Here is a 23043-nt window from a genome sequence, read left to right on the forward strand (position 1 = left end):
GCAGCTCGGCCACCTCGATCTTGCGGCGCGCTCGCGCCGGACCACAGGAGATTCACCATGAGCAAGCGCACGTTCCAGCCGAACAACCGCCGCCGCGCCAAGAAGCACGGCTTCCGCCTCCGGATGCGCACCCGCGCCGGCCGCGCCATCCTCGCGGCGCGCCGCCGCAAGGGCCGCACCGAGCTCTCGGCGTAGTCAGCCCGAGGTGCTCGCGAAGGCGAACCGGATCGTGCGCGGCGACGACTTCCGTCGCATCGTTCGCACCGGGCGCCGCGCGGGCGGACCCCTAGCGGTGGTGCACCGTGCGAGACCCGAAGCGGCAGTCGCCCGCTTCGGGTTCATCGTGTCCAAGCAGGTGGGGAACGCCGTGGTCCGCAACCGCGTGAAGCGGCGGCTGAGCGAGATCGTGCGGGCGGAGCTCGACCGGATCGAGCCGGCCGACATCGTGATCAGGGCCCTGCCCGCGGCCGCCGATGCCGACTTCGCTACACTGAGGGCCGGCATCGCGCCGCTGCTGGAGCGACGGTCATGAGCCAGGGCCTCTCGGGGCTGGGGCTGCTGCCCCGCAACGTCTGCGTCGCGATCCTCGTCGCCTACCGAGCGGTGATCTCACCGCTCTACGGCGACGTGTGCCGGTACTACCCCAGCTGCTCGGCCTACACGCTGCAGGCCATCCAGCAGCACGGGGTGGTCCGCGGCATCTGGTTGGGCGCGAGGCGCATCCTCCGCTGCCATCCCTGGGCTGCCGGCGGAGTGGACGACATCCCTGAGCCGCGGTCGCGGCTCGCAACGACTCGAGCGGGGTTCGTCCTCGCTCACAAGGAGCAGTGACAGCTTGGACATCTTCGCCCTGCTGATGTGGCCCATCAAGTGGGTCATCGAGGCGATCCTGGTCGGATTCCACTGGATTGTGACGTCGCTCGGCGGCGACCCGGGCTCGGGCCTCACCTGGGTGCTCTCGATCGTCGGCCTCGTGCTCGTCATCCGGAGCGCCATGATCCCGCTGACGGTGCGCCAGATCGTGTCGTCGCGGAAGTCGCTCGAGATCCAGCCCGAGATCCAGCGCATCCAGAAGAAGTACAAGGGCAAGAAGGACCAGTTCTCGCGCGAGGCGATGCAGCGCGAGACCATGGAGGCCTACCGCAAGGCGGGGACGAACCCGTTCGCGTCGTGCCTCCCCCTGCTCATCCAGATGCCGATCTTCCTCGGCCTCGTGCAGGTGCTCACCGACGCCAACAACCAGAAGCCGGGCGTCGGTCTCCTCACGAAGGAGCTCGCGACGCTCTTCAGCGAGTCGACGCTCTTCGGCGTCGTGCCGCTGCACATGACGATGGCGGCCGGCTTCGAGCAGGGCGACGGCCCGGTGATCGCCGTCGCGATCATCCTGACGCTCATCATGACCGCGACGCAGTTCTACACGCAGCTGCAGATCATGACGAAGAACCAGACTCCTGCGATGAAGGAGTCCCCGATGTACAAGCAGCAGCGGATCCTGCTGTACATCATCCCGGTCTTCCTGCTCGTGTCGGCCTGGCTCTTCCCGCTCGGCACGATGTTCTACTGGCTCGTCTCGAACATCTACACGCTCGTGCAGCAGCTCATCATCATCAACAAGCTCCCGACGCCGGGCTCCGAGGCCGCGCTCGCGCGCGAGGCGCGCATGGCGCGCAAGCGCCAGCGGATGGGCCTGCCTCCCGTCGACGCGGCGGAGGCCGAGACGGAGGCGGAGATCGAGCTCCGCACGCAGCGGCAGCAGCCGCGGGGCAAGAAGCCCAAGTCGAAGCGAGAGGGTGGCTCATGACCGAGCAGCGCAGCGCGGCCGGACCGGACGAGGCCATCGACGAGGGCGAGATCGCCGCGGACTACATCGAGGGGCTGCTCGACATCGCGGACCTCGACGGGGACCTCGAGATCGAGCAGACCGAGCAGCGCACGAAGATCATCGTCGGCGAGGCCGGCGACGACTTCGGCCGGCTCGCGGAGCCCGAGGTCGTGGCCGCGCTCCAGGACTTGACGCGGCTCGTCGTGCAGCAGCGCACCGGCGAGTTCTCGCGCCTGGTGCTCGACGTCGCGGGGTCGCGGGACGCGCGCGCCCAGCAGCTCCAGCGGGTCGTCGACACGGCGGCCGCCGAGATCGCCGCCGGCGCGAGCCGGGTGGCGCTCGAGCCGATGTCGTCGTATGAGCGCAAGCTCGTGCACGACCTGGTGCGCGAGCACGGGCTCGAGAGCGAGTCCGAGGGCGAGGGGCCGCAGCGGCACATCGTGATCGTGCCCGCGTGAGCCGATGACCGACGCCACTCCCCCGGTGCTGGAGCCCGAGCCGGCCGCTGCGGTCGCCCTCTTCGGCGACCGGATCGATGTCGCTCGCTCGTTCGCCGCTTCGCTCGCCGCGCGAGGCGAGACGCTCGGGCTGATCGGACCGCGCGAGCTGCCGCAGCTTTGGAGTCGACACATCCTCAACTCTGCGTTGCTCGCGCCGCTGCTCCGGGGTCGCGTGGGCGACGTCGGGTCCGGCGCCGGTCTGCCGGGTCTCGTGCTCGCGATCGCCCGTCCCGACGTCGAGCTGACGCTGATCGAGCCGATGGAGCGTCGCACGGATTGGCTGCGCGCTGAGGCGGAGCGCCTGGAGCTCTCGAACGTACGTGTCGTCCGGGCGCGCGCCGAGGATGTGCCCGGCTCAGGCGACGTGCTCCCCCTCGATCAGGTGACCGCGCGCGCCGTGTCGGCACTGCGCACGCTGATCCCTCTGACCGCTCCCCTCGCCCGCAGCGGGGGCGAGCTCCTGCTGCTCAAGGGGGCACGTGCCGATGAGGAGATCGCGGCAGCGCAGAAGGTGATCCGCAAGCATCGCCTGCACGACGTCGAGGTGCTCGAGCTGGGCGGCGCCCACGGCCTCGACGTCACTCGCGTGGTCCGAGCCGTCGTCGATCCCTGATCCGATCCCGCGGCGGCATCGCGAGGCTCTGGTGCTGTTGCCGCCGGCCGTGTCGCCGCCGCGCCGCTGCAGCCCGGGCTCGCGGCAGTGATGCGCCGCCCTGGGCGTCAGGTCGTCCGTCGGCTGCCGACCGCTCAGCTCGTTGCGGAGTGTTCCACGTGGAACACCGCACGTCGACGCGCTGTCGCTGAGCGCGACGGCTGGATCCTGCATCCATGAGCCTCGTACAGCTGAGGGCGCGTCCCAAGGCATGCGGCACTCGGTGCAGCGATGCTCGTCCATCGCGCCGGAAGCCGTGCTACGGGATCGTCGCGCGGTGCGGACACGCGACCGGAGTGCTATGGGTCGGCGGCACGCCAGAGCGCGTTCGGACAGGGGCACCTGGAGCGGGCGCTCCGCTGGCGCTGGTTGGGCGCCAGCAACCGGAATCGAATGCGCTTCGCGCTGCCCCTGCGCTGTTTCACGTGGAACGTGCATCGGTGCACGACCTGCAGGGGTGCACAGGCCAGCGTCGCCTCGGGGCGGCTGCGGACGGGGCGACAGCCTCCCGCCGCCCACGCGGCGCTCATGGCCCGGGCACAGTGCGGAAAGTCAGCGGCAGCTGCGCGGTCTGCGTCGATATGACCTGCGGGCTCGGCGATCGCAAGCGGCACGGCCGCGTGGCGGAGTCGCTCAGGACGCGTTTCGGAGCGCGCTGGAATCGGTCGTTCCGCGGACGTCTCCCACCCCATTGGTGCGCGTGATGGCGGTATGTTCCACGTGAAACATCGCGAGAGTCGTCCGCCCAGCCCCCTGACGTGGACCGCGGTGTTGCCTCGATGTCACGAACCCCGTAGTGACGCGAGCAGACGGCGGACGGGACTCGTCGCACAAGGACCAGGCCCGCCTGCGACCGCCCACCCGCACCTATGGACCGGCGCTGCACGAGTGATTCACGTGGAACACGGGGTGCCCCGGCGTCCGCAGCGCAACCAGCATGTCGGTCACTCAAGGTCCGATTGCCGGCTGACGCAAGGCATCGGAGAGTGTCCGGCATGACCGCGCAGCGCGACGCGCACGAGCGCAGCAAGCTCATGGCGGAATGGCCGCCGACCGATGTTTCACGTGGAACATCGGCGCGCCCCCGGTCGTGACGCGATCCACGGGCCTGTGGAGAACTGTGGAGACCTCCGTGCGTGGCCGGAGCAAGTCCGGCATGAATGTGTCTATAACAGAGTCCAGATTCCGCGGAATGACGCGGCTTTTCGCCCCGTCAAGCGTTCCCATCGATCGGCTCGATTGCCGCAAGCGGAATGGCAAGGTCGCGAACCGCCTGTGGAGAACTGTGGATAACACGCACCGTGCAGGCAAGCTCGCCCATGTGTTCGCTTTGCGAAATGACGCTTCAGGCGCGACACTGGAAGTTCGCATCACAACACACTCCGTGGCGCCACGGCGTGATGTTCCACGTGAAACATCGACAGGAAGGCACGCGTGACAACGGGAAAGTTCGACACGACGCCGATCGCCCGGGAGCTCGCCGCGATGGCCCGCCGACGCCAGGCCCTCTCGTCGCTCGAGCTCCCGCTCCCCGCACGCACGCGCATCTTCACCGTGGTCAACCAGAAGGGCGGCGTGGGCAAGACGACGTCGGCCGTGAACCTCGCTGCCTCGCTCGCGGTCGCCGGCGCTCGCGTGCTGGTCATCGACCTGGATCCGCAGGGCAACGCGTCGACGGCGCTCGGGATCGACCACCACGCCGACGTGCTGAGCACCTATGACGTGCTGATCGACGGCGAACCGCTGTCGTCGGCCGTCGCGACGAGTCCGCAGAGCGAGCGGCTCGATGTCGTGCCATCCACGATCCACCTCGCGGGCGCCGACCTCGAGCTCGCTGGGATGGAGCGGCGCGAGCACCGGTTGCGCGAGGCGCTGGATGCGTACCTCTCTCAGCACGCGCAGCCGCCGCACTACGTCTTCATCGACTGCCCGCCCTCGCTCGGCCTGCTGACGATCAACGCCTTCACCGCCGCGTCGGAGGTGCTCCTGCCGATCCAATGCGAGTACTACGCCCTCGAGGGCGTCTCGCAGCTGCTCGACACCATCAACCGGATCAAGGCGCACCTGAACCCCAAGCTCGAGCTCTCGACGGTGCTGCTCACGATGTTCGACGGGCGGACGCTCCTCTCGCGCCAGGTGGTCGACGAGGTGCGCTCGCACTTCGCCGACCAGACGCTCGAGGCGGTGATCCCGCGCTCGGTGCGCGTCTCGGAGGCGCCCGGCTACGGGCAGACCGTCATCGCCTACGACCCCAACTCACCAGGCGCGCTGTCCTATCGCGAGGCGGCCGCCGAGATCGCGCGCAGAGGAGCCGCATGAGCAAGAAGGCAGGACTCGGCCGGGGCATCGGCGCGCTCATCCCCAGCGGCCCGACTCCGGAGGCGATCACGAAGACCGACGTCGTCGCCCCATCGGGTGAGCCGTCGGTGCAGCCACGGCGCACGAGGCGTCCCTCGAAGCCGGGCGCACGCCCCGTGGACGTGTTCTTCGCGCCCGAGGAGGAGCAGGACCAGGAGCGGGAGCTGCGGGAGATCCCGGGAGCGAGCCTGCGCGCGATCGCGCCCACCGACATCCGCCCCAATGCGAGCCAGCCGCGCACCGTGTTCGACGAGGACGACCTCGCCGAGCTCGAGCACTCGATCCGAGAGTTCGGCGTGCTGCAGCCCATCGTCGTGCGACCGGTCGCGGCGGGGGAGGACGGGACGCACTACGAGCTGATCATGGGCGAGCGGCGCTGGCGCGCGAGCCAGCGGGCCGGCCTCGAGACGATCCCTGCGGTCGTCAAGGAGACCCCGGACGACGCGATGCTGCGCGACGCCCTGCTCGAGAACCTGCACCGGGCGGAGCTGAACCCGCTCGAGGAGGCGTCGGCCTACCAGCAGCTGATGGAGGACTTCGCCATCACGCAGGAGGAGCTTTCCAAGCGCATCGGCCGCAGCCGGCCGCAGATCTCGAACACCATCCGGCTCCTGCGCCTGCCTCCGACGATCCAGAGCCGCGTCGCGAGCGGTGTGCTCTCCGCGGGCCACGCCCGCGCGATCCTGTCCGTGCCCACGACCGAGGCGATGGAGCAGCTCGCGGCGAAGATCATCAATGAGGATCTGTCAGTTCGTGCCGCGGAGGCCGCGGCAGGACTCGTGCAGACGCGCAGCCCCCGGCGCACGCCCACGAAGGGCGCCGTGCAGCACGGCCTCGACGAGGTCGCCGGGCGACTCGAGGACCGCCTCGACACGCGCGTGCGCATCTCCCTCGGGCGGTCGAAGGGCCAGCTCACGATCGACTTCGCGACGGTCGCCGACCTCAACCGCATCCTCGCCGAGCTGGGGGAGCAGGGCTTCAGCGGCGGGGGCACCGCGACCGAGGCCTGACCCCCGCGACGACGAGGGCCCCGTGGATGCGTTCCACGGGGCCCTCGTCGTCGCTCCGATCAGAGGAAGGAGGCGAGCTCCTGCTCGATCGCCGGCTTCGGCCGGGCCCCGATGAGCTCCTTGACGACCTCGCCGTCCTTGAAGAGCTTCATGGCGGGGATCGACGTGATGTTGTAGCGCATCGCCAGGTCGGGCTCCTGGTCGACGTTCACCTTCACGACGTCGAGCTTCTCCGTCTCGCCGTCGATCTGCTCGAGGATGGGGCTCACGGCGCGGCACGGGCCGCACCAGGCCGCCCAGAAGTCGACGAGGACGGGCTTGCCGGCCTTCAGGACGTCCTGCTCGAACGATGCGGTGGTGACTTCCTTCACAGTGCTGCCTCCTCAGGGCTCGCGACGAGTGCCGGCACGGCGTGCGCGGCCAGGTAGTGCTGGGCGTCGAGCGCGGCGACCGTGCCCGACGCGGCGGCCGTGACGGCCTGGCGGTAGGTGGGGTCGAGGACGTCGCCCGCCGCGAAGACGCCGGCCACGGAGGTGCGCGACGAACGGCCCTCGACGGCGATTGTGCCCTCGTCGGTGAGGTCGAGCTTGCCGTGCACCAGGTGGGTGCGGGGATCGGAGCCGATCGCGACGAACACGCCGTCGATCGGCATGCTCCACGTCTCGCCCGAGGTGGTGTCGCGCAACCTGACGGCGCCGACCTGCTCGGTGCCGTTGACCTCGGTGCCGGTGATCTCCTCGATGACGGCGTTCGTCAGGAACTCGATCTTCTCGTCGGCGCGCGCGCGGTCGAGCATGACCTGGCTCGCGCGGAACGACTCGGAGCGGTGCACGATCGTGACCTTGTCGGCGAACTTGGTGAGGAACGTCGCCTCCTCCATCGCGGAGTCGCCGCCGCCCACGACGATCAGCTGCTTCTGCTTGAAGAAGAACCCGTCGCACGTCGCGCACCACGAGACGCCGTGGCCCGAGAGGCGCTCCTCGCCCGCGATGCCGAGCTTGCGGTAGGCGGAGCCGGTCGCGTAGATGACGGTGCGCGCCTCGAGCACCTCGTCGCCCACGTGCACGCGCTTGACGTCGCCGTCGAGCTCGAGCTCCGTCGCGTCCTGCATGCGCACATCGGCGCCGAAGCGCTCGGCCTGCTGCTGCATCGCGAACATGAGCTCGGGGCCCTGGACGCCGTTCGGGAAGCCGGGGAAGTTCTCGACATCCGTCGTCGTCATCAGGTCGCCGCCCATCTCGACGCTCGAAGCGAGCACGACCGGCTTCAGGTTGGCGCGCGCTGCGTAGATCGCGGCGGTGAACCCGGCCGGGCCGGAGCCGATGATGATGACGTCGTGCACTGCGTCTCCTGTTCGATGGGCGATGCGTGGGGAACAACCGATTCTAGGTGGCGCCCATTCCCGGCCGATCGGGCTCGCCCAGCACCGTCAGCAGGTCGCCGGTCGCGGCGTCGACGACGAGGAGGCCTGTCGCGGGCCACTCGGGCGTGCGCCGGACGACCGGGTGCGGCACCCGAGCGCGCGTGCGGCGGTCCCAGGAGTCGACGAGCTGGGCCGTGTCGGCGTCGACGATGAGCACGGCCGGATGCGCGTGGGCGAGCGAGGAGGACGCGTCGGAGGACCACCACCCCTCGACCGCGAGCGGCCGAGCGGGCGCCTCGAGCTCGTGCTGGTGCTTGCGCTCGCGGACGAGCGAGGCGCCGACGATGGCGCCGGTGCCCGCGAGCACGCCGGCCAGGATGGGCGCGGCGAGTCGGATGAGCGCGCGTGCCATGGTTCCCCCTGCTCTGGCGCGGCCAGCGCCGGCGCCGTTCGCGGCTGATGCTAGCCGCGGCAGGTCTGCGATCGCCGAGAGGCGGGGGCGTCAGGCGTCCGCCGCGCCGCGGCCGCGCCGGAACTTCGCGAGCACGAGGTCGACCGTCGTGCGGAAGTCGGGGTTGCGCGTGACGTACAGCAGGCCGAAGTAGACGACGCCCATGACGGCGCCCGCGGCGACGCACGTGATCGTCGCGCCCGCGATGTTCCTCGTGCCGAAGCCGCCCGGCTCGTAGCCGCCGAGGGCGAGCACGACCGCGGCGCCGGCCGCCGCCGCGAGCAGCCCGTAGCCGAGGTACTGCACGTGCCGCAGCGCGATGACCTTGAACCCGAACTGGCCGATGCGACGCCGGACGAGCACGAGCCAGACCGCGCACGAGATGAGGTTGGCGATCGAGACCGCGAGCGCGGTGCCCGCGATCACCCACGAGGCGGGCAGCGTCGACGCCCACCACAGCAGGCCGAAGGTGATGAACATCCCCACGCACGCGTAGAGGAACGCGGTGCGGGTGTCGCCGAGGGCGAAGAACACGCGCTGCAGCACGTACTCGGCGCTGAACGCCACGAGGCACATCAGGAACGCCCAGATCGTGAAGGGCATCGCGAGCGTCGGGTCGAAGCCGCCCTCGAGGAGCCGCGAGAAGGGCACCGCGATGACGGCGAGCACGAGCGCGGAGATGGTGGTGAGCATGCCGACGGAGCGCAGGGCGCTCGAGAGGTCCTGGCGGATGCCCGGGAGGTCGTCGCGCGCGGCATGGTGCGACATGCGGGTGAAGAAGGCGATCGCGATCGACACCGCGATGATCGAGTGGGGGAGCGAGAAGACGTACCAGGAGTTCTGCATCGTCGCGATGTTCGCGCCCTCGCCGAGCGACGCGACGCGCGACTGCACGATGCCCTTGATCTGGCCGATGATCACGATGCCGAACAGCCACGTGGCCGCGCGGCCGGTCGCGCCGAGGCCCACCCCGCGCCATCCGAAGTCGAGGCGGAACTTGAGCCCGGTCTTCCGGAAGAACAGCACGAGCACGAGCGCCTGCACGGCGACGCCGCCCGTGGTGACGAGCCCGAGGAGCGAGATCCGGTCGGCGTCCCAGACCGAGATGTCCTCGTTCACCTGATCCGTGCCGAACAGCAGGATGAACAGGCCCAGACCCGCGATGGAGACCACGTTGTTGACCACCGGCGCCCAGGTGTAGGGCCCGAACTGGCTGCGCGCGTTGTAGATCTCGCCGAGCAGCGTGTAGATCGCGTAGAAGAGGATCTGCGGCATGCACCAGTAGGCGAGCGCGACCGCGAGCGCCATCTGCTCGGCCGAGAAGCCGCGTCCGTCGGCGCCGGCGGAGATGGCGTAGACGTCCACCAGCAGCGGCGCGGCGATCGTCGCGACGATCGTCAGCAGCAGGAAGACGGTGCCGCCGAGCGTGACGATCTTCGACACGTACGACTCGCCGCCGTCGGACGACTTCGACGCCTTGACGATCTGGGGCACGAGCACGGCGCTCATGACGCCGCCCGCCACGAGGGCGTAGACGTTGTTCGGCAGCTGGTTCGCCATGCCGAACGCCTCGGCGACGAGAGAGCCCGACTGGCCGATCGCGACGGCGAGCAGCACCATCTTCACGAAGCCGAGCACGCGCGAGACCATCGTCCCCGCCGCGATGATCGCGCTCGCCTTCCCTGTGCTCACTGCGCCTCCTCCGCGAGGTCCCGGTCGCCGGGGGCGTCGAGGTCGCCGTGTGCCTGACCGGTGCGGCGCTTGCGCACCGAGCGCCAGACGCCGAACACCAGCAGCAGCGCGATGGCGCTGCCGAGCACCCAGGCTACGGCGGTCTCGATCGTGGGCTGCGCGGTGACACGCAGCGTCTGCACCTGCCCGAGCGGCACGCCGTCGGGGGTGTGGAGCTGCGCGATGAGCAGCACCGTGCCCGTGCCGACGATCTCGACCGGCACCTGCACGCGCTGCTGGCTCCCGGGCGCGACCGTCACGCTCGTCGACCGCTGGGTCACGTTCACGAGCGCGTTCGACGCGCGCACCGACAGCACGACCTCCGCGGGCACGTCGAGCCGGTTGACGACGGTGATGGGCATCGGCACGCGCTCGCCGACGGCGTGGATCTCGCTGCCTCCGACGATCTCCACCGCGCTCCGCAGGTCGCTCAGGTCGCCGCCCAGGCTCGCGACCGCGGCCCTGTCGGCGTCCGAGACGCTCACCCCCGCATCCGGGAGCGCGACGAGCAGCGAGAGCCGCAGGGCCGCGACGAGGCTCGTGGGATCCCCGACGATGCTCGCGACGCGCGCGGCCTCGGCCTCCTGCGCGAGCGCCGTCTGCACGAGCTCGGCGCCGGCGGTGCGCTCGGGGTCGTCGACGGTGCGGAGCGCGGCCTCGCGCGGCTCGAGCGCGAGCGCTTCGTCGATGCCGACGGTCTCGACGAAGCGGGCCGCCGCGAGGTCGTCGAGCAGCTCGCGCGAGTCGCCGTGCGTCGTCGCCGGCAGCACTGCCGCGAGCGTGCGCGGGTCGCTCGGGCGCTCCCGCGTGATGGTGGCGAGCAGCGCGAGTGCCCCGGCGCGAGCGCGCGACGCCGCGATCTCGCCGTCGCCGGCCGACTCGCGCACGAGGGCCTGGAGCTCGGCGTCGGCGGCGAGCACGTCGACGTCGGCGACGGATGCGTGGGCGCTCGGCGTCCGCCCGCCGATCTCCTCCTCGAGGCTGCCGGTCGAGACCACGACCGTGCCGATCGTCGCGAGGGCGGCGAGGTCGGCCTCGTCGATCTCGGCGGCGGTCGCGTCGATCACCTGCTGGCGCGTGCCGATCGCGCCCGCGGACGCGGGCAGCGGCGGTGCTCCGCCGGCGCGCGGGATGCCGAGCGGCTCGATCGGGTAGCGCCCGGCGCGCACGATCGCGATCGGGTCGGCGTTCGAGTAGAGCAGCGGGTAGGTGCCCTGCTGGTCGGCGCGGTCGAGCCACGTCGTCGCGGAATCGGGCGCCTCGTCGCCGAGCGCGGCGGCGCTCGCGCCGATCGCCGGGTCGACGCCGATCGTCGCGCCGGCGGCGAGCGCCGCGCCGAGGGCGTCCGCGAGCGCGCCGCCCGGATCGGTGGCGGTGTCCAGCTGCGCGGCGGTGAGCAGGCCGTCGTCGCCCGTTGCGGCGTCGATGGGCGCGGCGAGCGCGAGGCGCGTCGGCTGGGCGTCGCCCGGCGCGTCGAGCACGACGACGCTCGTCGCCCCCGTGACGTCGTCGCCCGCGACCGCGAGGCCGTACGGGCCCCACGGCGCATCGTCGAGACCGAGCGCATCCGCCCCCACCTGCGCGGTGACGGTGACCTCGTCGAGCGCGGGCACCGCGGGCACCTCGACGGTCGCGACCACGCGGTTGGCCGCGATCGCGTCGCCGTCGAACCAGCGCGTGAGTCCGTAGCGGGTCGCGATGGGGGAGGTCGTGAGCAGCAGCTCGAGGGTCGTCGCCGGGGCGGCGGAGCCCGACGGGTTGTCGATCTCGATCTCGACGGCGAGCGGCTCTCCGGGGCTCAGCAGCGGGTCGACGGGCGCGACGGATGCGGTCGCCACCGGCTCGTCGACCGCCGTCGCGGCGGCCCGCTCGGCCGTGCCGATCGGGGCTGCGAGCAGTGCCGTCGCGACAGCCGCGACGGCACACGCTGACGCGCCCCGCCGCGCCAGGCGACCGGCCGACAGCATGCGCTCCAGTGTAGGGAACGCGCCCCGGCGCCCGGCCTGCGGCAGAATGGGCGGTCATGACCGACATGGCCGAGGCGACCGCGCGCCTGCACGCGCTCGTCGCATCCGCGCCCACGAGCGACCTCGCAGCCGCATTCGCGGCCGCGGGCCACGAGCTCGCCCTCGTCGGCGGCCCCGTGCGCGACGCGTTCCTCGACCGCCCGGTCACCGACCTCGACTTCACGACGAGCGCGCGGCCTGACGAGATCCTCGCGCTCGTCGCGCCGCTCGCCGAGGCGACGTGGGACGTCGGGCGCGAGTTCGGCACGATCGCCGCCCGCATCGGCGGCGCCGACGTCGAGATCACGACGTACCGCGCCGACCAGTACGACGGCGTCTCGCGCAAGCCCGCGGTCGCGTTCGGCGACTCGCTCGAGGACGACCTCGTGCGCCGCGACTTCACCGTGAACGCGATGGCGCTGCGGGTGACGCCCCCGCGCGGGGCGACGGGCGGGGCGGATGCGGCGCCGCAGCTCGTCGACGTCGGCGGCGGCCTCGAGCACCTGCTCGCGCGCACGATCGACACACCGCAGGCGCCCGAGCGCTCCTTCGACGACGACCCGCTGCGGATGATGCGCGCCGCGCGCTTCGCCGCGCAGCTCGGCTTCGACGTCGCACCCCGGGTCGTGACCGCCATGACGGCGCTCGCCGAGCGCATCCGCGACATCTCCGCCGAGCGCGTGCGCGACGAGCTCTCGAAGCTGCTGCTCACCGACCGTCCCGTGCCCGGCGTGCGGCTGCTCACCGAGACGGGCATCCTCGACCGCGTGCTGCCCGAGGTGCCCGCGCTGCGCCTCGAGGCCGACGAGCACGCCCACCACAAGGACGTCTTCGAGCACTCGCTCACGGTGCTGCAGCAGGGCATCGACCTCGAGGCGTCGCGCAACCCGGATGCGGGGCCCGACCTGGTCTCGCGGCTCGCGGGCCTGCTCCACGACATCGGCAAGCCCGCGACGCGCCGCATCGAGGGCCGGACCGTCACCTTCCACCAGCACGACCTCGTCGGCGCGCGCATGGCGAAGCAGCGGCTGCGCGAGCTGCGGTTCGACAACGAGACGGTCAAGGCGGTCTCGCGCCTCGTCGAGCTGCACCTGCGCTTCTACGGCTACGGCGAGCAGGCGTGGACCGACTCGGCGGTGCGCCGGTACGTGCGGGACGCGGGCCCGCTGCTCGAGCGGCTCCACATCCTCACGCGCTCCGACGTCACGACCCGCAACCGGCGCAAGGCCGAGCGGCTCGACTTCGCGTACGACGACCTCGAGCGGCGCATCGCCGAGCTGCAGGAGCAGGAGGAGCTCGACGCCGTGCGCCCCGACCTCGACGGCAACCGCATCCAGGAGGTGCTCGGCATCCCGCCCGGGCGCGCGGTGGGGGAGGCGTACCGGATGCTGCTCGAGCAGCGCCTCGAGCACGGCCCGCTCGGCGAGGAGCGCGCCGAGCGGGTGCTGCGCGAGTGGTGGGCGGCCCGCGGCGCATAGCATCGCGCCTGTGGAGGATCCCGACGTCGCGATCGACGCGCGCCCGCTCGTGCCGCACGCCCCGTTCGAGCTCGTGCTGCGCGAGCCGGTGCCCGATGCGCTCGAGCGGGCGCTCGCCGCGCTCCGCGCGGAGGAGCTCCTCGGCATCGTGTGGCACGACACGACCGAGGCGCGGCTCGGCGTGCTCGGCGGTGCCGTGCTGACGGATGCGACGGGCCTGGCGCTGCGGGCGATCGACCAGGGGTTCGTGCCCGGCCTCGCGCTCGGGACGATCGCCGCGCGGCTCTCCCGCGCGCTCGACGCCGCGGTGCAGCTCGTGCCGGTCTCTGCGTCGGGCGATGCCCTCGGCGAGCCCGCGACGTCGGTGCCCGCCGGCTTCGACCCGGAGGCCGCGATCGACGAGCGCACCGCGGTGCTGCTGCAGGAGTCGACGCGCGTCGCGGCGCTCGTGCGCCGCCCGCCCGACGTGGTGCGCGCGCGGCTGCCGGAGCTCGCGCTCGGCGCGGGCGGGCCGGTGGCGCTCGTGCCGGCCGGGGAGCGCTCGATCGTCGTGTCGGAGGGCCCGAGCTTCCCGCAGTGGACGAGCGACCTGCGCCCCGTGGCGTCGCTCATCGAGCGCGACGACCGCGTCGAGCTGCTCGCGTGGCTCAAGCGGCCCATCGGCCGTCGGCGCGGGCTCGCCGAGCGCCTCGGGCCGCTCGAGGCCGACTGGGCGCTCGCGTGGGGATCGCGGCCCATCGGGATCCATCCGGACGACGCGCGGGAGCCGTGGACGCCTGAGGCGCTGCGCCGGCAGGAGGCGCTCCGCGTCCGGACGCCGATGGCGGTGCCCGGGGAGGCCGCTGCCGAGCTCGGCCTCTCGCCCGAGGCGTGCGCTGCGCTCGAGCGGCTCTGGCACGAGGACTTCCCGGTGGTCGATGCCACCCGGGTCGCCGAGGCGATCGGGGCGCCGCCGATGCTCGCGGAGCTCGCGAGCGGCAGGGTCGCCGCGTCCGACCTGCCGGCTGCGCTCGTGCGCGAGCCGGCCTCGGTCGCGCGCACGGTCGCCGCCTCGATGCGGCTCGCCGCCCGACCCACCGGCGCCGGGCCGTTCGCCCGCATGGAGCGGTGGTGGTTCGAGCGGCCCCGGCTCTCGATCGCCGCGGGCGCCGCGATGCTCGTCATCGCCGCCGCCGTGCTCGTCCTCGTGCAGCTCGCGCCCGGGGAGGTCGGCGCCGACGAGCGCGGACCGTGGCTCCACTACCTCTCGATGGCGCTCGTGGCGGTGAACGGCGTCGCGACCATCGCGACCGGCGTGCTGGGCCTTCGGGACGCATCCGAGCCCGGCCCGGACGGGGATTGAGGCCCCGCCCTCCGCTGCGGTACAGTGGGCAGGTTGTGCGGGCTCTGCCCCGCACCATGCATACCCTCCTGCTGCAGACCGTCTGCAGCCGTTCTAGTCCGAAGGAGGTGGGTGAAGCATGCAGCAGTACGAGCTGATGGTGATTCTCGACCCGGAGGTGGACGAGCGCACTGTCGCCCCGTCGCTCGACAAGTTCCTCGGCGTCGTCCGCAACGACGGCGGCACGATCGACAAGGTCGACATCTGGGGCCGGCGCCGCCTGGCCTACGAGATCGACAAGCGCACCGAGGGCATCTACGCCGTCGTCAACTTCACGGCCGAGCCCGCGACGAGCGACGAGCTCGACCGCCAGCTGAAGCTGTCGGAGGCCGTCATGCGCACGAAGGTGCTCCGCGCCGACGTCGCCGTGACGCGCGCGGGCAAGGAGCCCGTCAAGCGCGAGTCGAAGCCCGAGGCAGCCGCAGAGGTCGAGGCCGAGTAGCCATGGCCGGCGAGACGATCATCACGGTCGTCGGCAACCTGACTGCCGACCCTGAGCTGCGGTACACGCAGAACGGCCTCGCGGTCGCGAACTTCACGATCGCGTCGACCCCCCGCACGTTCGACCGCCAGGCGAACGAGTGGAAGGACGGCGAGGCGCTGTTCCTGCGCGCGTCGGTGTGGCGCGAGTTCGCCGAGCACGTGTCGCAGAGCCTGCAGAAGGGCTCGCGCGTCATCGCGCAGGGCCGCCTGAAGCAGCGCTCGTTCGAGACGCAGCAGGGCGAGAAGCGCACGGTCATCGAGCTCGAGGTCGACGAGATCGGCCCCTCGCTCCGCTACGCGACCGCGCAGGTGACGCGCACGCAGGGCGGCGGCGCTGGCCGCAGCTCCGGCGGCCAGGTCGGCCACGGCGGCGGCTTCGGCCAGCCGCAGCAGGCGGACGAGCCGTGGGGCCAGCCGGCATCGCAGTCGCAGGGCGGCGGCGACGTCTGGGGCGCCCCGGGCACCTCCTACAACGACGAGACCCCCTTCTAAGGGCGCTCTCACCACGAAGCATCGACGGGACGGCAGTCCCGAGCACGAAAGAAGGACACATGGCTGGCAAGCCGCAGAACAACCGCAAGCCGCGCGGCGGCAAGGGCGGGAAGCCGCTCGCGCCCGCGAAGGCGATCAAGGTCGGCGTCATCGACTGGAAGGACGTCGCGACGCTCAAGAAGTTCATCTCGGAGCGCGGCAAGATCCGCGCCCGCCGCATCACGGGCGTCTCGGTGCAGGAGCAGCGCCTCATCGCCAAGGCGATCAAGAACGCTCGCGAGATGGCGCTCCTGCCCTACTCGGGCGCCGGACGCTGAGGGGACTGACACATGGCAAAGCTCATTCTCACGAACGAGGTCTCCGGCCTCGGCTCCGCTGGTGACGTCGTCGAGGTCAAGAACGGGTTCGCCCGCAACTACCTCGTGCCCCAGGGCCTGGCCGTCGCGTGGTCGCGCGGTGGCGAGAAGCAGGTCGACCAGATCAAGGCCGCCCGCGCAGCCCGCGAGCACGCCACGATCGAGGAGGCGCAGGACCTCCGCGCCCGCCTCGAGGCGAACACGGTCACGCTGCAGGCGAAGGCCGGCTCCGAGGGCCGCCTGTTCGGCTCGATCCAGACGAAGGACATCGCGGACGCGGTCGAGGCGGCCGGCCACGGCACGATCGACAAGCGCGTCATCGAGATCCCCACGCCGATCCGCTCGGTGGGCGACCACCAGGCGACGGCTCGCCTGCGCGACGACATCGTCGCGACCATCACCCTCAAGGTGGTCGCCGCCAAGTAGGCGCAGCGCACCCCGGACGGCCCGCATCCTCCACGGATGCGGGCCGTTCCTCGTTCGTATACGAAACACCGTGAGAAGAGCGTCATCTCTTCACAACGCCTCAAGACGGCGGCCAACCTTCAACGTGCACTTCACCCCCGACTCTCCCCACTGGGTGTGGAAACAGAAATGCCCGGTCAGCGCGGTTTTGGGTGAGGATCGGCGGATCGAGTCCACAGATCTGTGCACAGGTCCCGCGCGTGTCGAGCGTGTCAAGTCGCGGCGTTGTCCCCAGCTCTCCACATGCTTGTCCACAGTGCGATTCGCTGAGGCAACGCCCCGCTCCTAGCCTGGGGCAGGCTCCCGCTCGGCCGGTGTGGGCGGCCCGAGGCATCGTCGAGTCGGAGGGAGACGCGTGACTGACCTGGCGGAGATCGGGCTCGACGAGAGCCGCTACAGCGAGCGCACCCCGCCGCACGACATGCTCGCCGAGCAGTCCGCGATCGGCGGCATGCTGCTCTCGAAGGACGCGGTCGCCGACTGCCTCGAGACCGTCCGCGGCGCCGACTTCTACCTGCCGAAGCACGAGATCGTCTACGAGGCGATCCTCTCGCTGTACTCGCGCGGCGAGCCGACCGACGTGATCACCGTGAGCGACGAGCTCACGAAGACCGGCATGCTCTCGCGCGCGGGCGGGGTGCAGTACCTGCACTCGCTCACGTCGATGGTGCCCACCGCGGCGAACGCGGGCTTCTACGCCGAGATCGTCGCCGAGAAGGCGGTGCTCCGCCGGCTCGTCGAGGCGGGCACGCGCATCGTGCAGATGGGCTACGCCTCCGAGGGGGAGGTCACCGACCTCGTCAACCACGCCCAGGCCGAGATCTACGCGGTGATGGGCGAGGACCAGTCCGAGGACTACGTGCCCCTGAGCATGGCGGTCGAGTCGGCGATCGAGGAGATCGAGGCGGCGAAGGGCCTCGACGGCGTCATGACGGGCGTGCCCACGGGCTTCCGCGAGCTCGACGAGCTCACGAACGGCCTCCACCCCGGGCAGCTGATCGTCGTCGCCGCGCGCCCCGGCCTCGGCAAGTCGACCCTCGCGATGGACCTCGTCCGGTCGGCGTCGATCAAGAACGACATGCCGTCGGTGTTCTTCTCGCTCGAGATGGGCCGCACCGAGATCGCGATGAAGCTGCTCTCGGCGGAGTCGAGCATCCTGCTGCAGAAGCTCCGCAAGGGCGCGATCGAGGGTCGCGACTGGACGACGCTCGCGCAGGTCCGCGGCCGCATCAACGACGCCCCCCTGTACATCGATGACAGCCCCAACCTCACGCTCGTCGAGATCCGCGCGAAGTGCCGCCGGCTCAAGCAGCAGGTGGGCCTCAAGATGGTCGTCGTCGACTACCTGCAGCTCATGACGAGCGGCAAGAAGGTCGAGTCGCGCCAGCAGGAGGTGTCGGAGTTCTCCCGCTCCCTCAAGCTGCTCGCGAAGGAGCTGCAGGTGCCCGTGATCGCGCTCTCGCAGCTCAACCGTGGTCCCGAGCAGCGCGGCGACAAGAAGCCCGCGATCAGCGACCTCCGCGAGTCGGGCTCGATCGAGCAGGACGCCGACATCGTGATGCTGCTGCACCGCGAGGACGCCTACGACCGCGACATCCGCCCGGGCGAGGCCGACATCATCGTCGCGAAGCACCGCGGCGGCCCGACGAAGACGATCCCCGTCGCGTTCCACGGGCACCTCGCCCGGTTCGCCGACATCGCGCCCGGCATGGGCCCGGGAGGCGACGCGGGCGCCCCGCCGCTCCCGCCGGGCGGCACGCCCTTCGGCGGCGCCCCCTACGGCGCCCCGCCGCCCCCGTTCGAGGGCTGAGCGCAGACCGGGTGCGCCGCGCGCTGCCTCCGCGGCGCGATGCGGGATCATCGTCGAGTGCGTGACGAGACGGGGCCCCGACCGCTCGGCGGCAGCTTCTGGCGGCTGTTCTCGTCATCGACCGGCTCGAACCTCTCCGACGGCATCCTGCAGGCGGCGCTGCCGCTCGTCGCCGCGAGCCTGACCCGCGACCCGCTCCTCGTCTCGCTCGTCGCGTCCCTCGCGTTCCTGCCGTGGCTGCTGTTCGCGATCCCCGCGGGGGCGCTCGTCGACCGGGTCGACCGGCGTCGCGCGATGCAGGCGGCGAACCTCTTCCGTGCCGCGACGCTCTTCGGGCTCGCCGCCGCGATCGCGACGGGAGCCGCGAGCATCGGCGTGCTCTACGTCGCCGCGTTCCTGCTCGGCGTGGCCGAGACCGTCTACGACAACGCGGCGCGCGCGATGCTCCCGCGCGTCGTGCGGCGCGACCAGCTCGAGCGCGGCAACTCGCTCCTCTCGACCGCCGAGAGCGTCACGAACCTGTTCCTCGGCGCGCCGCTCGGCGCCCTGCTGTTCGCGCTCGCCGCCGTGCTGCCGCTCGGCGCTTCGGTCGCGCTCTACGTCGTCGCGGCCGTGCTCGTCGGCACCGTGCGCGGCTCGTTCGTCGCCGAGCGCGCCGCCCGCACCACGCTGGCCGGCGACATCCGCGAGGGCCTCGGCTGGCTCGTGCGGCACCCGATCCTGCGCCAGCTCGTGTGGGTCACGGGCCTCGGCGCCTTCGGCAACTCCGTCGCGAACGGCATCGCGGTGCTGTTCGCGCTCGACGTGCTCGGCATCGGCGAGGCGGCCTTCGGGCTCGTGCTCGCCGCGGTCGGCGTGGGCGCGGTGCTCGGCGCGCTCGCCTCGCCGGCCCTCACGCGCGCGCTCGGCCGCACCGGCGCGATGGGCGCGAGCGGCACCGTGCTCGGGCTCGCGCTCGTCGGCATCGGCCTGTGGCCGAGCCTGTGGGTGACGCTCACCCTCTGGCCGCTCGGCTCGTTCGCCGTGAGCGCGTTCAACGTGCAGGTCATGTCGGTGCGGCAGGTGCTCATCCCGGATGCCCTGTTCGGCAGGGTGCAGGGCGCCTACCGCACCGTCCTGTGGGGCAGCATCCCGCTCGGCGCCGTCACCGGCGGCGCGATCGCGGCAGCGACCGACCTGCCCACGGCGATCGTCGTCGGGGGCGTGCTCGCGACGGTCGCGGGCCTCGCCACCTGGTGGGTGCTCGCCGTGCACCGGCGCGCCATCGCGACGGCCTTCCTGCAGGAGGACGATCCGGTCACGGGGTGAGCAGCCGCCACGTGCCCTCCGAGACGACCTCGACCGCCCCGTCGGCCACCACGACGGCCGTCTGGTCGTCGATCGCGTAGGTCGGCACCCCGGCCTGCGCCGCCCAGCGCTCGATCGCAGGGAGCGTCGCGTCCTCCATGCCGGGGCGGTCGAGGTGCGGGTACAGGGCGAAGTCGACGAGCCCGAGGGTCTGCTCGGCCTCGGCCGCCATGTCGCTGCCGTCCGGGACGAACCGGAGGTCGAACTCGGCGTCGCAGTTGCGCGAGGTCGCCGCGACGCTGCCCGCGCTCACGCCCACGTACACGGTGCTCTCGAGCGACGGCAGCAGCGCGGCGAGGCCAGAGCGCCGCATCCAGTCGCAGAGGTAGAGCACGTCGCCGCCCCATACGAGCAACGCGTCCGCCTCGCGCACCGCCGGCATCCAGCTCTCGTCGCGGATCGTGGGCAGGGCAGTGAGCTCGAGCACGCCCACCGACTTCCAGCCGAGCCCCGCGAGCGGGCTGTCCGCTTCGCCGCGGATGGCCCGCCAGGCCATGGATGCGCCGTCGGGGAACGGGTGGACGGCCGTCGGGATGAGGAGCGCGGTCGACTCGGCGACCGGCTTGCCGAGCAGCGACTCGAGCGCGGCGGCGATGCTCGGGTTGCTGATGCCCGCGGAGGTGAGGAGCAGCTGCACGAGGGGCCCGTCCGTCGACGCCGGCCGAGCGTACACCGGGCCGGCAGGGGTGGCGTGGGCCGGCGCCTGCCAGACTGGCTGCATGCCCATCGACTCCGAGGCGCGCGTCGCCGTCTACATCGACTTCGACAACATCCTCATCTCGCGCTACGACCAGCTCCACGGGCGCGGTGCCTTCCACAGCGACAAGGTGCGCACGCTGCCCGTCGACGGCCGCGAGTCGAAGGCCCGCACCCGCTTCGCCGAGGCGACCGTCGACCTCGGCGCCATCATCGACTACGCGTCGAGCTACGGCTCGATCGTGCTCAGCCGCGCCTACGCCGACTGGTCGGTGCCCGCCCACGCCGCCTACCGCGACCAGCTGCTCGCCCGCGCCGTCGACCTCGTGCAGCTGTTCCCCACGACCAGGTCGCTCAAGAACGGCGCCGACATCCGGCTCTCGATCGACGTCGTCGAGGACCTGTTCCGCCTCGACGACATCACGCACATCGTCGTCGTCGCGGGCGACAGCGACTACATCGCGCTCGCCCAGCGCGTGAAGCGGCTCGGCCGCTTCATGGTGGGCATCGGGGTCGCCGGCAGCACGTCGAAGTCGCTCGCCGCCGCGTGCGACGAGTTCGCCGACTACGACGCCCTGCCGGGCGTGCAGCCGGTCGTGCTGAGCCGCGACGAGGAGCCGGGGGAGCCCGACGCCCCGGAGCCGACGCCCGCGGAGGCGAAGCGGATCGAGGCGGAGGCGGTCGAGGCCGCCGCGACCAAGCCGCCCCGGCGGCGCCGCCGCGCGACGAGCGAGTCGGTCCAGCAGGAGCGCGACGAGGTCGCGATGACGCCCGAGCAGCGGGGCGAGGCCGCGACGGGCCTGCTCGAGCGGGCCCTGCGCATCCTGCACCAGAAGGGCGACGACGAGTGGCTGCACGCGAACGTCGTCAAGGAGCAGATGAAGCGCATGGACCCGGTGTTCAACGAGAAGTCGCTCGGCCACCGCTCGTTCTCGGACTTCGTCGCCGCGCGCGACGCGCTCGTCGAGGTGCGCGAGGAGGGGCAGGCCCGGCTCCTGCGGCTGCGCCGCGCCTGATCCGCGCCTGGCCCGCGCTGCGCCGGCTCGTGGGCGGCCGGGTGCACACTGGTGCCATGCCGGAGCTGCCGGAGGTCGAGGCGCTCGCCGCCGATCTGCGCGCGCGGCTCGTCGGCCGCGTCATCCGCCGGGTCGACGTGACCGAGATCGCCGCGCTCAAGACCTACGACCCATCCGTCGACGCCCTGCGCGGCACGACCGTCACGGCCGTCGAGCGCCGCGGCAAGCACCTCGTGCTCTCGGTCGACAGCGGCCTGCACCTCGTCGTGCACCTCGCGCGCTCGGGGTGGATCCGGTGGCGCGGCGCGTCGCCGCGGCCGACCGCCGGGCGCGGTCGCGGCCCGCTCGCCGCGCGCATCCTGCTCGAGCCCGACGGCGACGGCGTCGACATCACCGAGCAGGCGACGCAGAAGCGGCTCGCGCTCCACGTCGTGCACCACCCCGAGCAGGTGCTCTCGATCGCGACGCTCGGGCCCGAGCCGCTCGAGCCGGGCTTCACCGAGGAGCGCTTCGCGGCGATCCTCGCGAAGGCGGGACGGGCCCAGATCAAGGGCGTGCTCCGCGACCAGCAGCGCATCGCGGGCATCGGCAACGCCTACTCCGACGAGATCCTCCACGCCGCGCGCATGTCGCCGTTCCATCCCGCCTCGATGCCCGCCGACGACGTGCACCGCCTCTACGAGGCGCTCCGGCAGGTGCTCGGCGACGCGGTCGAGCGCGCGAGCGGCGTGCCCGCGTCGTCGCTCAAGTCCGAGAAGCGGCAGGGGATGCGCGTGCACGGGCGGAAGGGCGAGGCGTGTCCGGTGTGCGGCGACACGGTGCGCCAGGTGATCTACGCGGACAGCACGTTCGAGTACTGCGCGACGTGCCAGACGGGCGGGAAGCCGCTCGCCGACCGGGTGCTCTCCCGGCTCGGCGTGCGCCGCTGAGCCTCCCCGGTCGGCGCGCGTCAGCGGAGCTCGGCGAGCACCTCGTTGAGCGCCTCGGTCGACGACGGATGCGTCCAGATGCCGTCGCGCAGCTCGCTCGCGGTCACGCTCGCGCGCATCGCGAGGGCCACGAGGTTGATGACCTCCTGCGCGTCGACGGAGTGCAGGGCGGCCCCGAGGATGCGGTCGGTGCGCGCGTCGACGATGACCTTGATGAGGCCGTGCGTCTCGCCGATCGCCTTGGGGCGCGGCATGGCGGTGATCCGGGCGACCGGCTTCGCGCCGACGCGCACGTCGAGGCCCTGCTCGCGCGCCTCGCGCTCGGAGAGCCCGACCCGCGAGAGCGGCGGGGTCGTGAAGATCGTCGTCGGCACGGCGCGGCGGTCGTCGCGGCTCCGGTCGCCCGCGCCGGTGAGCTGGGCGCTGACGATGCGATGGTCGTCGAGCGAGATCGGCGTGAGCTGCTGGCCGCCGTTCACGTCGCCCACCGCCCACACGCGCTCGGCGCTCGTGCGGAGCAGCTCGTCGACGGCGACGAAGCCGCGCTCGTCGGCGTCGATGCCGGCCGCGGCGAGGTCCAGCTCGGCGGTCGCCGGCTCGCGGCCGGTCGCGAGCAGCACCGCGTCGGCGGGGACCGCCCCGGCGCTCGTCACGACGGTCGCGGCGGTGCCGTCGTCGTCGATGCGCTCGGTCGCAG

At 72.1% G+C, this 23043-nt stretch carries 24 protein-coding genes and 1 pseudogene; 18 read left to right on the plus strand and 7 right to left on the minus strand.

The features are described from left to right. The first annotated feature begins 57 nt into the window (after positions 1-57). From rpmH to NWP09_RS01085, 8 genes are all read left to right on the plus strand, one after another. A complete protein-coding gene (rpmH, locus tag NWP09_RS01050) occupies positions 58-195 on the plus strand; it encodes a 50S ribosomal protein L34 (protein ID WP_021010601.1) in 138 nt (45 codons plus the stop codon). A 10-nt stretch (positions 196-205) separates the two neighbouring features. Continuing rightward, positions 206-532: a ribonuclease P protein component gene (gene rnpA, locus NWP09_RS01055; RefSeq protein WP_258273689.1), complete on the plus strand. Its 327-nt coding sequence runs from the start codon at positions 206-208 to the stop codon at positions 530-532. Beyond that, positions 529-831 (plus strand): membrane protein insertion efficiency factor YidD, encoded by a 303-nt coding sequence (gene yidD / locus NWP09_RS01060; RefSeq protein WP_258273690.1) that lies wholly within the window; start codon positions 529-531, stop codon positions 829-831. Before rnpA ends, yidD begins: the two co-directional genes overlap by 4 nt. A gap of 4 nt (positions 832-835) precedes the next feature. Further along, entirely contained in the window at positions 836-1801 is a 966-nt protein-coding gene (yidC, locus tag NWP09_RS01065) for a membrane protein insertase YidC (protein WP_258273691.1), read from the plus strand. Next, positions 1798-2280 (plus strand): R3H domain-containing nucleic acid-binding protein, encoded by a 483-nt coding sequence (locus NWP09_RS01070; RefSeq protein WP_258273692.1) that lies wholly within the window; start codon positions 1798-1800, stop codon positions 2278-2280. Before yidC ends, NWP09_RS01070 begins: the two co-directional genes overlap by 4 nt. 4 nt (positions 2281-2284) lie before the next feature. Further along, complete coding sequence (rsmG, locus tag NWP09_RS01075) at positions 2285-2935, plus strand: 16S rRNA (guanine(527)-N(7))-methyltransferase RsmG (protein ID WP_258273693.1); 651 nt, start codon at positions 2285-2287, stop codon at positions 2933-2935. A gap of 1524 nt (positions 2936-4459) precedes the next feature. Then, entirely contained in the window at positions 4460-5293 is an 834-nt protein-coding gene (locus NWP09_RS01080) for a ParA family protein (protein ID WP_258273710.1), read from the plus strand. Next, positions 5290-6342: a ParB/RepB/Spo0J family partition protein gene (locus NWP09_RS01085; protein ID WP_258273694.1), complete on the plus strand. Its 1053-nt coding sequence runs from the start codon at positions 5290-5292 to the stop codon at positions 6340-6342. The genes NWP09_RS01080 and NWP09_RS01085 overlap by 4 nt, the downstream gene beginning before the upstream one ends. Before the next feature lie 59 nt (positions 6343-6401). Here the strand turns inward: NWP09_RS01085 and trxA are convergent, their stop codons facing one another. The 5 genes from trxA to NWP09_RS01110 form a co-directional block, all read right to left on the minus strand. Next, on the minus strand, positions 6402-6713 hold the full coding sequence (gene trxA, locus NWP09_RS01090; protein ID WP_258273695.1) for a thioredoxin: 312 nt from the start codon (positions 6711-6713) through the stop codon (positions 6402-6404). Further along, complete coding sequence (gene trxB, locus NWP09_RS01095) at positions 6710-7684, minus strand: thioredoxin-disulfide reductase (protein ID WP_258273696.1); 975 nt, start codon at positions 7682-7684, stop codon at positions 6710-6712. Before trxB ends, trxA begins: the two co-directional genes overlap by 4 nt. A 43-nt stretch (positions 7685-7727) precedes the next feature. Then, the gene (locus NWP09_RS01100) at positions 7728-8117 is read right to left on the minus strand and encodes a hypothetical protein (protein ID WP_258273697.1); all 390 of its coding nucleotides are present in this window, start codon (positions 8115-8117) and stop codon (positions 7728-7730) included. Positions 8118-8207: 90 nt separating this feature from the next. After that, the gene (gene murJ, locus NWP09_RS01105) at positions 8208-9848 is read right to left on the minus strand and encodes a murein biosynthesis integral membrane protein MurJ (RefSeq protein WP_258273698.1); all 1641 of its coding nucleotides are present in this window, start codon (positions 9846-9848) and stop codon (positions 8208-8210) included. Next, positions 9845-11854 (minus strand): DUF6049 family protein, encoded by a 2010-nt coding sequence (locus NWP09_RS01110; protein WP_258273699.1) that lies wholly within the window; start codon positions 11852-11854, stop codon positions 9845-9847. The genes murJ and NWP09_RS01110 overlap by 4 nt, the downstream gene beginning before the upstream one ends. Positions 11855-11910: 56 nt before the next feature. Here NWP09_RS01110 and NWP09_RS01115 point away from each other — a divergent pair, with 56 nt between their 5' ends. The 8 genes and pseudogenes from NWP09_RS01115 (at position 11911) to NWP09_RS01150 (ending at position 19666) form a co-directional block, all read left to right on the plus strand. Continuing rightward, entirely contained in the window at positions 11911-13371 is a 1461-nt protein-coding gene (locus NWP09_RS01115; RefSeq protein ID WP_258273700.1) for a CCA tRNA nucleotidyltransferase, read from the plus strand. Between the two features lie 10 nt (positions 13372-13381). Next, positions 13382-14713 (plus strand): hypothetical protein, encoded by a 1332-nt coding sequence (locus NWP09_RS01120; RefSeq protein WP_258273701.1) that lies wholly within the window; start codon positions 13382-13384, stop codon positions 14711-14713. A gap of 118 nt (positions 14714-14831) precedes the next feature. After that, complete coding sequence (gene rpsF, locus NWP09_RS01125; RefSeq protein WP_258273702.1) at positions 14832-15194, plus strand: 30S ribosomal protein S6; 363 nt, start codon at positions 14832-14834, stop codon at positions 15192-15194. A 2-nt stretch (positions 15195-15196) separates the two neighbouring features. Then, complete coding sequence (locus tag NWP09_RS01130; RefSeq protein WP_258273703.1) at positions 15197-15727, plus strand: single-stranded DNA-binding protein; 531 nt, start codon at positions 15197-15199, stop codon at positions 15725-15727. Between the two features lie 59 nt (positions 15728-15786). Further along, on the plus strand, positions 15787-16044 hold the full coding sequence (gene rpsR / locus NWP09_RS01135; RefSeq protein WP_021010585.1) for a 30S ribosomal protein S18: 258 nt from the start codon (positions 15787-15789) through the stop codon (positions 16042-16044). Positions 16045-16056: 12 nt separating this feature from the next. After that, positions 16057-16509 carry a 50S ribosomal protein L9 gene (gene rplI, locus NWP09_RS01140; RefSeq protein WP_258273704.1) on the plus strand — a complete coding sequence of 151 codons (453 nt, stop codon included), beginning with the start codon at positions 16057-16059 and terminating at the stop codon, positions 16507-16509. Between the two features lie 460 nt (positions 16510-16969). Beyond that, a pseudogene (dnaB, locus tag NWP09_RS01145) lies at positions 16970-18253 on the plus strand (replicative DNA helicase); the annotation flags it as partial. A gap of 162 nt (positions 18254-18415) precedes the next feature. Next, positions 18416-19666, plus strand: a complete 1251-nt coding sequence (locus NWP09_RS01150) for an MFS transporter (protein ID WP_258273705.1) — start codon at positions 18416-18418, stop codon at positions 19664-19666. Here NWP09_RS01150 and NWP09_RS01155 read toward each other — a convergent pair. Next, a complete protein-coding gene (locus NWP09_RS01155; protein ID WP_258273706.1) occupies positions 19656-20342 on the minus strand; it encodes a Type 1 glutamine amidotransferase-like domain-containing protein in 687 nt (228 codons plus the stop codon). The two genes, NWP09_RS01150 and NWP09_RS01155, sit on opposite strands and share 11 nt — an antisense overlap. 82 nt (positions 20343-20424) lie before the next feature. Between NWP09_RS01155 and NWP09_RS01160 the strand changes: the two genes are divergently transcribed. Together NWP09_RS01160 and NWP09_RS01165 are read left to right on the plus strand one after the other, a co-directional pair. Continuing rightward, complete coding sequence (locus tag NWP09_RS01160; protein ID WP_258273707.1) at positions 20425-21417, plus strand: NYN domain-containing protein; 993 nt, start codon at positions 20425-20427, stop codon at positions 21415-21417. A gap of 56 nt (positions 21418-21473) precedes the next feature. Then, positions 21474-22346 carry an Fpg/Nei family DNA glycosylase gene (locus tag NWP09_RS01165; RefSeq protein WP_258273708.1) on the plus strand — a complete coding sequence of 291 codons (873 nt, stop codon included), beginning with the start codon at positions 21474-21476 and terminating at the stop codon, positions 22344-22346. A gap of 20 nt (positions 22347-22366) precedes the next feature. Here the strand turns inward: NWP09_RS01165 and NWP09_RS01170 are convergent. After that, the coding region (locus tag NWP09_RS01170) for an FAD-dependent oxidoreductase (RefSeq protein ID WP_258273709.1) at positions 22367-23043 on the minus strand (677 nt) is incomplete at its 5' end.

Origin of the sequence: Agrococcus sp. HG114 (assembly GCF_024723325.1) — a bacterium.
Taxonomy (GTDB): domain Bacteria; phylum Actinomycetota; class Actinomycetes; order Actinomycetales; family Microbacteriaceae; genus Agrococcus.

What these genes read in the sequence shown, in the direction of transcription:
- rplI (WP_258273704.1), top strand. Translation starts at nt 16,057, where the DNA reads ATGGCAAAGCTCATTCTCACGAACGAGGTCTCCGGCCTCGGCTCCGCT.
- rpsF (WP_258273702.1), top strand. Translation starts at nt 14,832, where the DNA reads ATGCAGCAGTACGAGCTGATGGTGATTCTCGACCCGGAGGTGGACGAG.
- NWP09_RS01080 (WP_258273710.1), top strand. Translation starts at nt 4,460, where the DNA reads ATGGCCCGCCGACGCCAGGCCCTCTCGTCGCTCGAGCTCCCGCTCCCC.
- NWP09_RS01110 (WP_258273699.1), bottom strand. Translation starts at nt 11,854, where the DNA reads ATGCTGTCGGCCGGTCGCCTGGCGCGGCGGGGCGCGTCAGCGTGTGCC.
- NWP09_RS01160 (WP_258273707.1), top strand. Translation starts at nt 20,425, where the DNA reads ATGCCCATCGACTCCGAGGCGCGCGTCGCCGTCTACATCGACTTCGAC.
- yidD (WP_258273690.1), top strand. Translation starts at nt 529, where the DNA reads ATGAGCCAGGGCCTCTCGGGGCTGGGGCTGCTGCCCCGCAACGTCTGC.
- NWP09_RS01100 (WP_258273697.1), bottom strand. Translation starts at nt 8,117, where the DNA reads ATGGCACGCGCGCTCATCCGACTCGCCGCGCCCATCCTGGCCGGCGTG.
- NWP09_RS01070 (WP_258273692.1), top strand. Translation starts at nt 1,798, where the DNA reads ATGACCGAGCAGCGCAGCGCGGCCGGACCGGACGAGGCCATCGACGAG.
- NWP09_RS01115 (WP_258273700.1), top strand. Translation starts at nt 11,911, where the DNA reads ATGACCGACATGGCCGAGGCGACCGCGCGCCTGCACGCGCTCGTCGCA.
- NWP09_RS01085 (WP_258273694.1), top strand. Translation starts at nt 5,290, where the DNA reads ATGAGCAAGAAGGCAGGACTCGGCCGGGGCATCGGCGCGCTCATCCCC.
- rsmG (WP_258273693.1), top strand. Translation starts at nt 2,285, where the DNA reads ATGACCGACGCCACTCCCCCGGTGCTGGAGCCCGAGCCGGCCGCTGCG.
- NWP09_RS01130 (WP_258273703.1), top strand. Translation starts at nt 15,197, where the DNA reads ATGGCCGGCGAGACGATCATCACGGTCGTCGGCAACCTGACTGCCGAC.
- rpsR (WP_021010585.1), top strand. Translation starts at nt 15,787, where the DNA reads ATGGCTGGCAAGCCGCAGAACAACCGCAAGCCGCGCGGCGGCAAGGGC.
- rpmH (WP_021010601.1), top strand. Translation starts at nt 58, where the DNA reads ATGAGCAAGCGCACGTTCCAGCCGAACAACCGCCGCCGCGCCAAGAAG.
- NWP09_RS01165 (WP_258273708.1), top strand. Translation starts at nt 21,474, where the DNA reads ATGCCGGAGCTGCCGGAGGTCGAGGCGCTCGCCGCCGATCTGCGCGCG.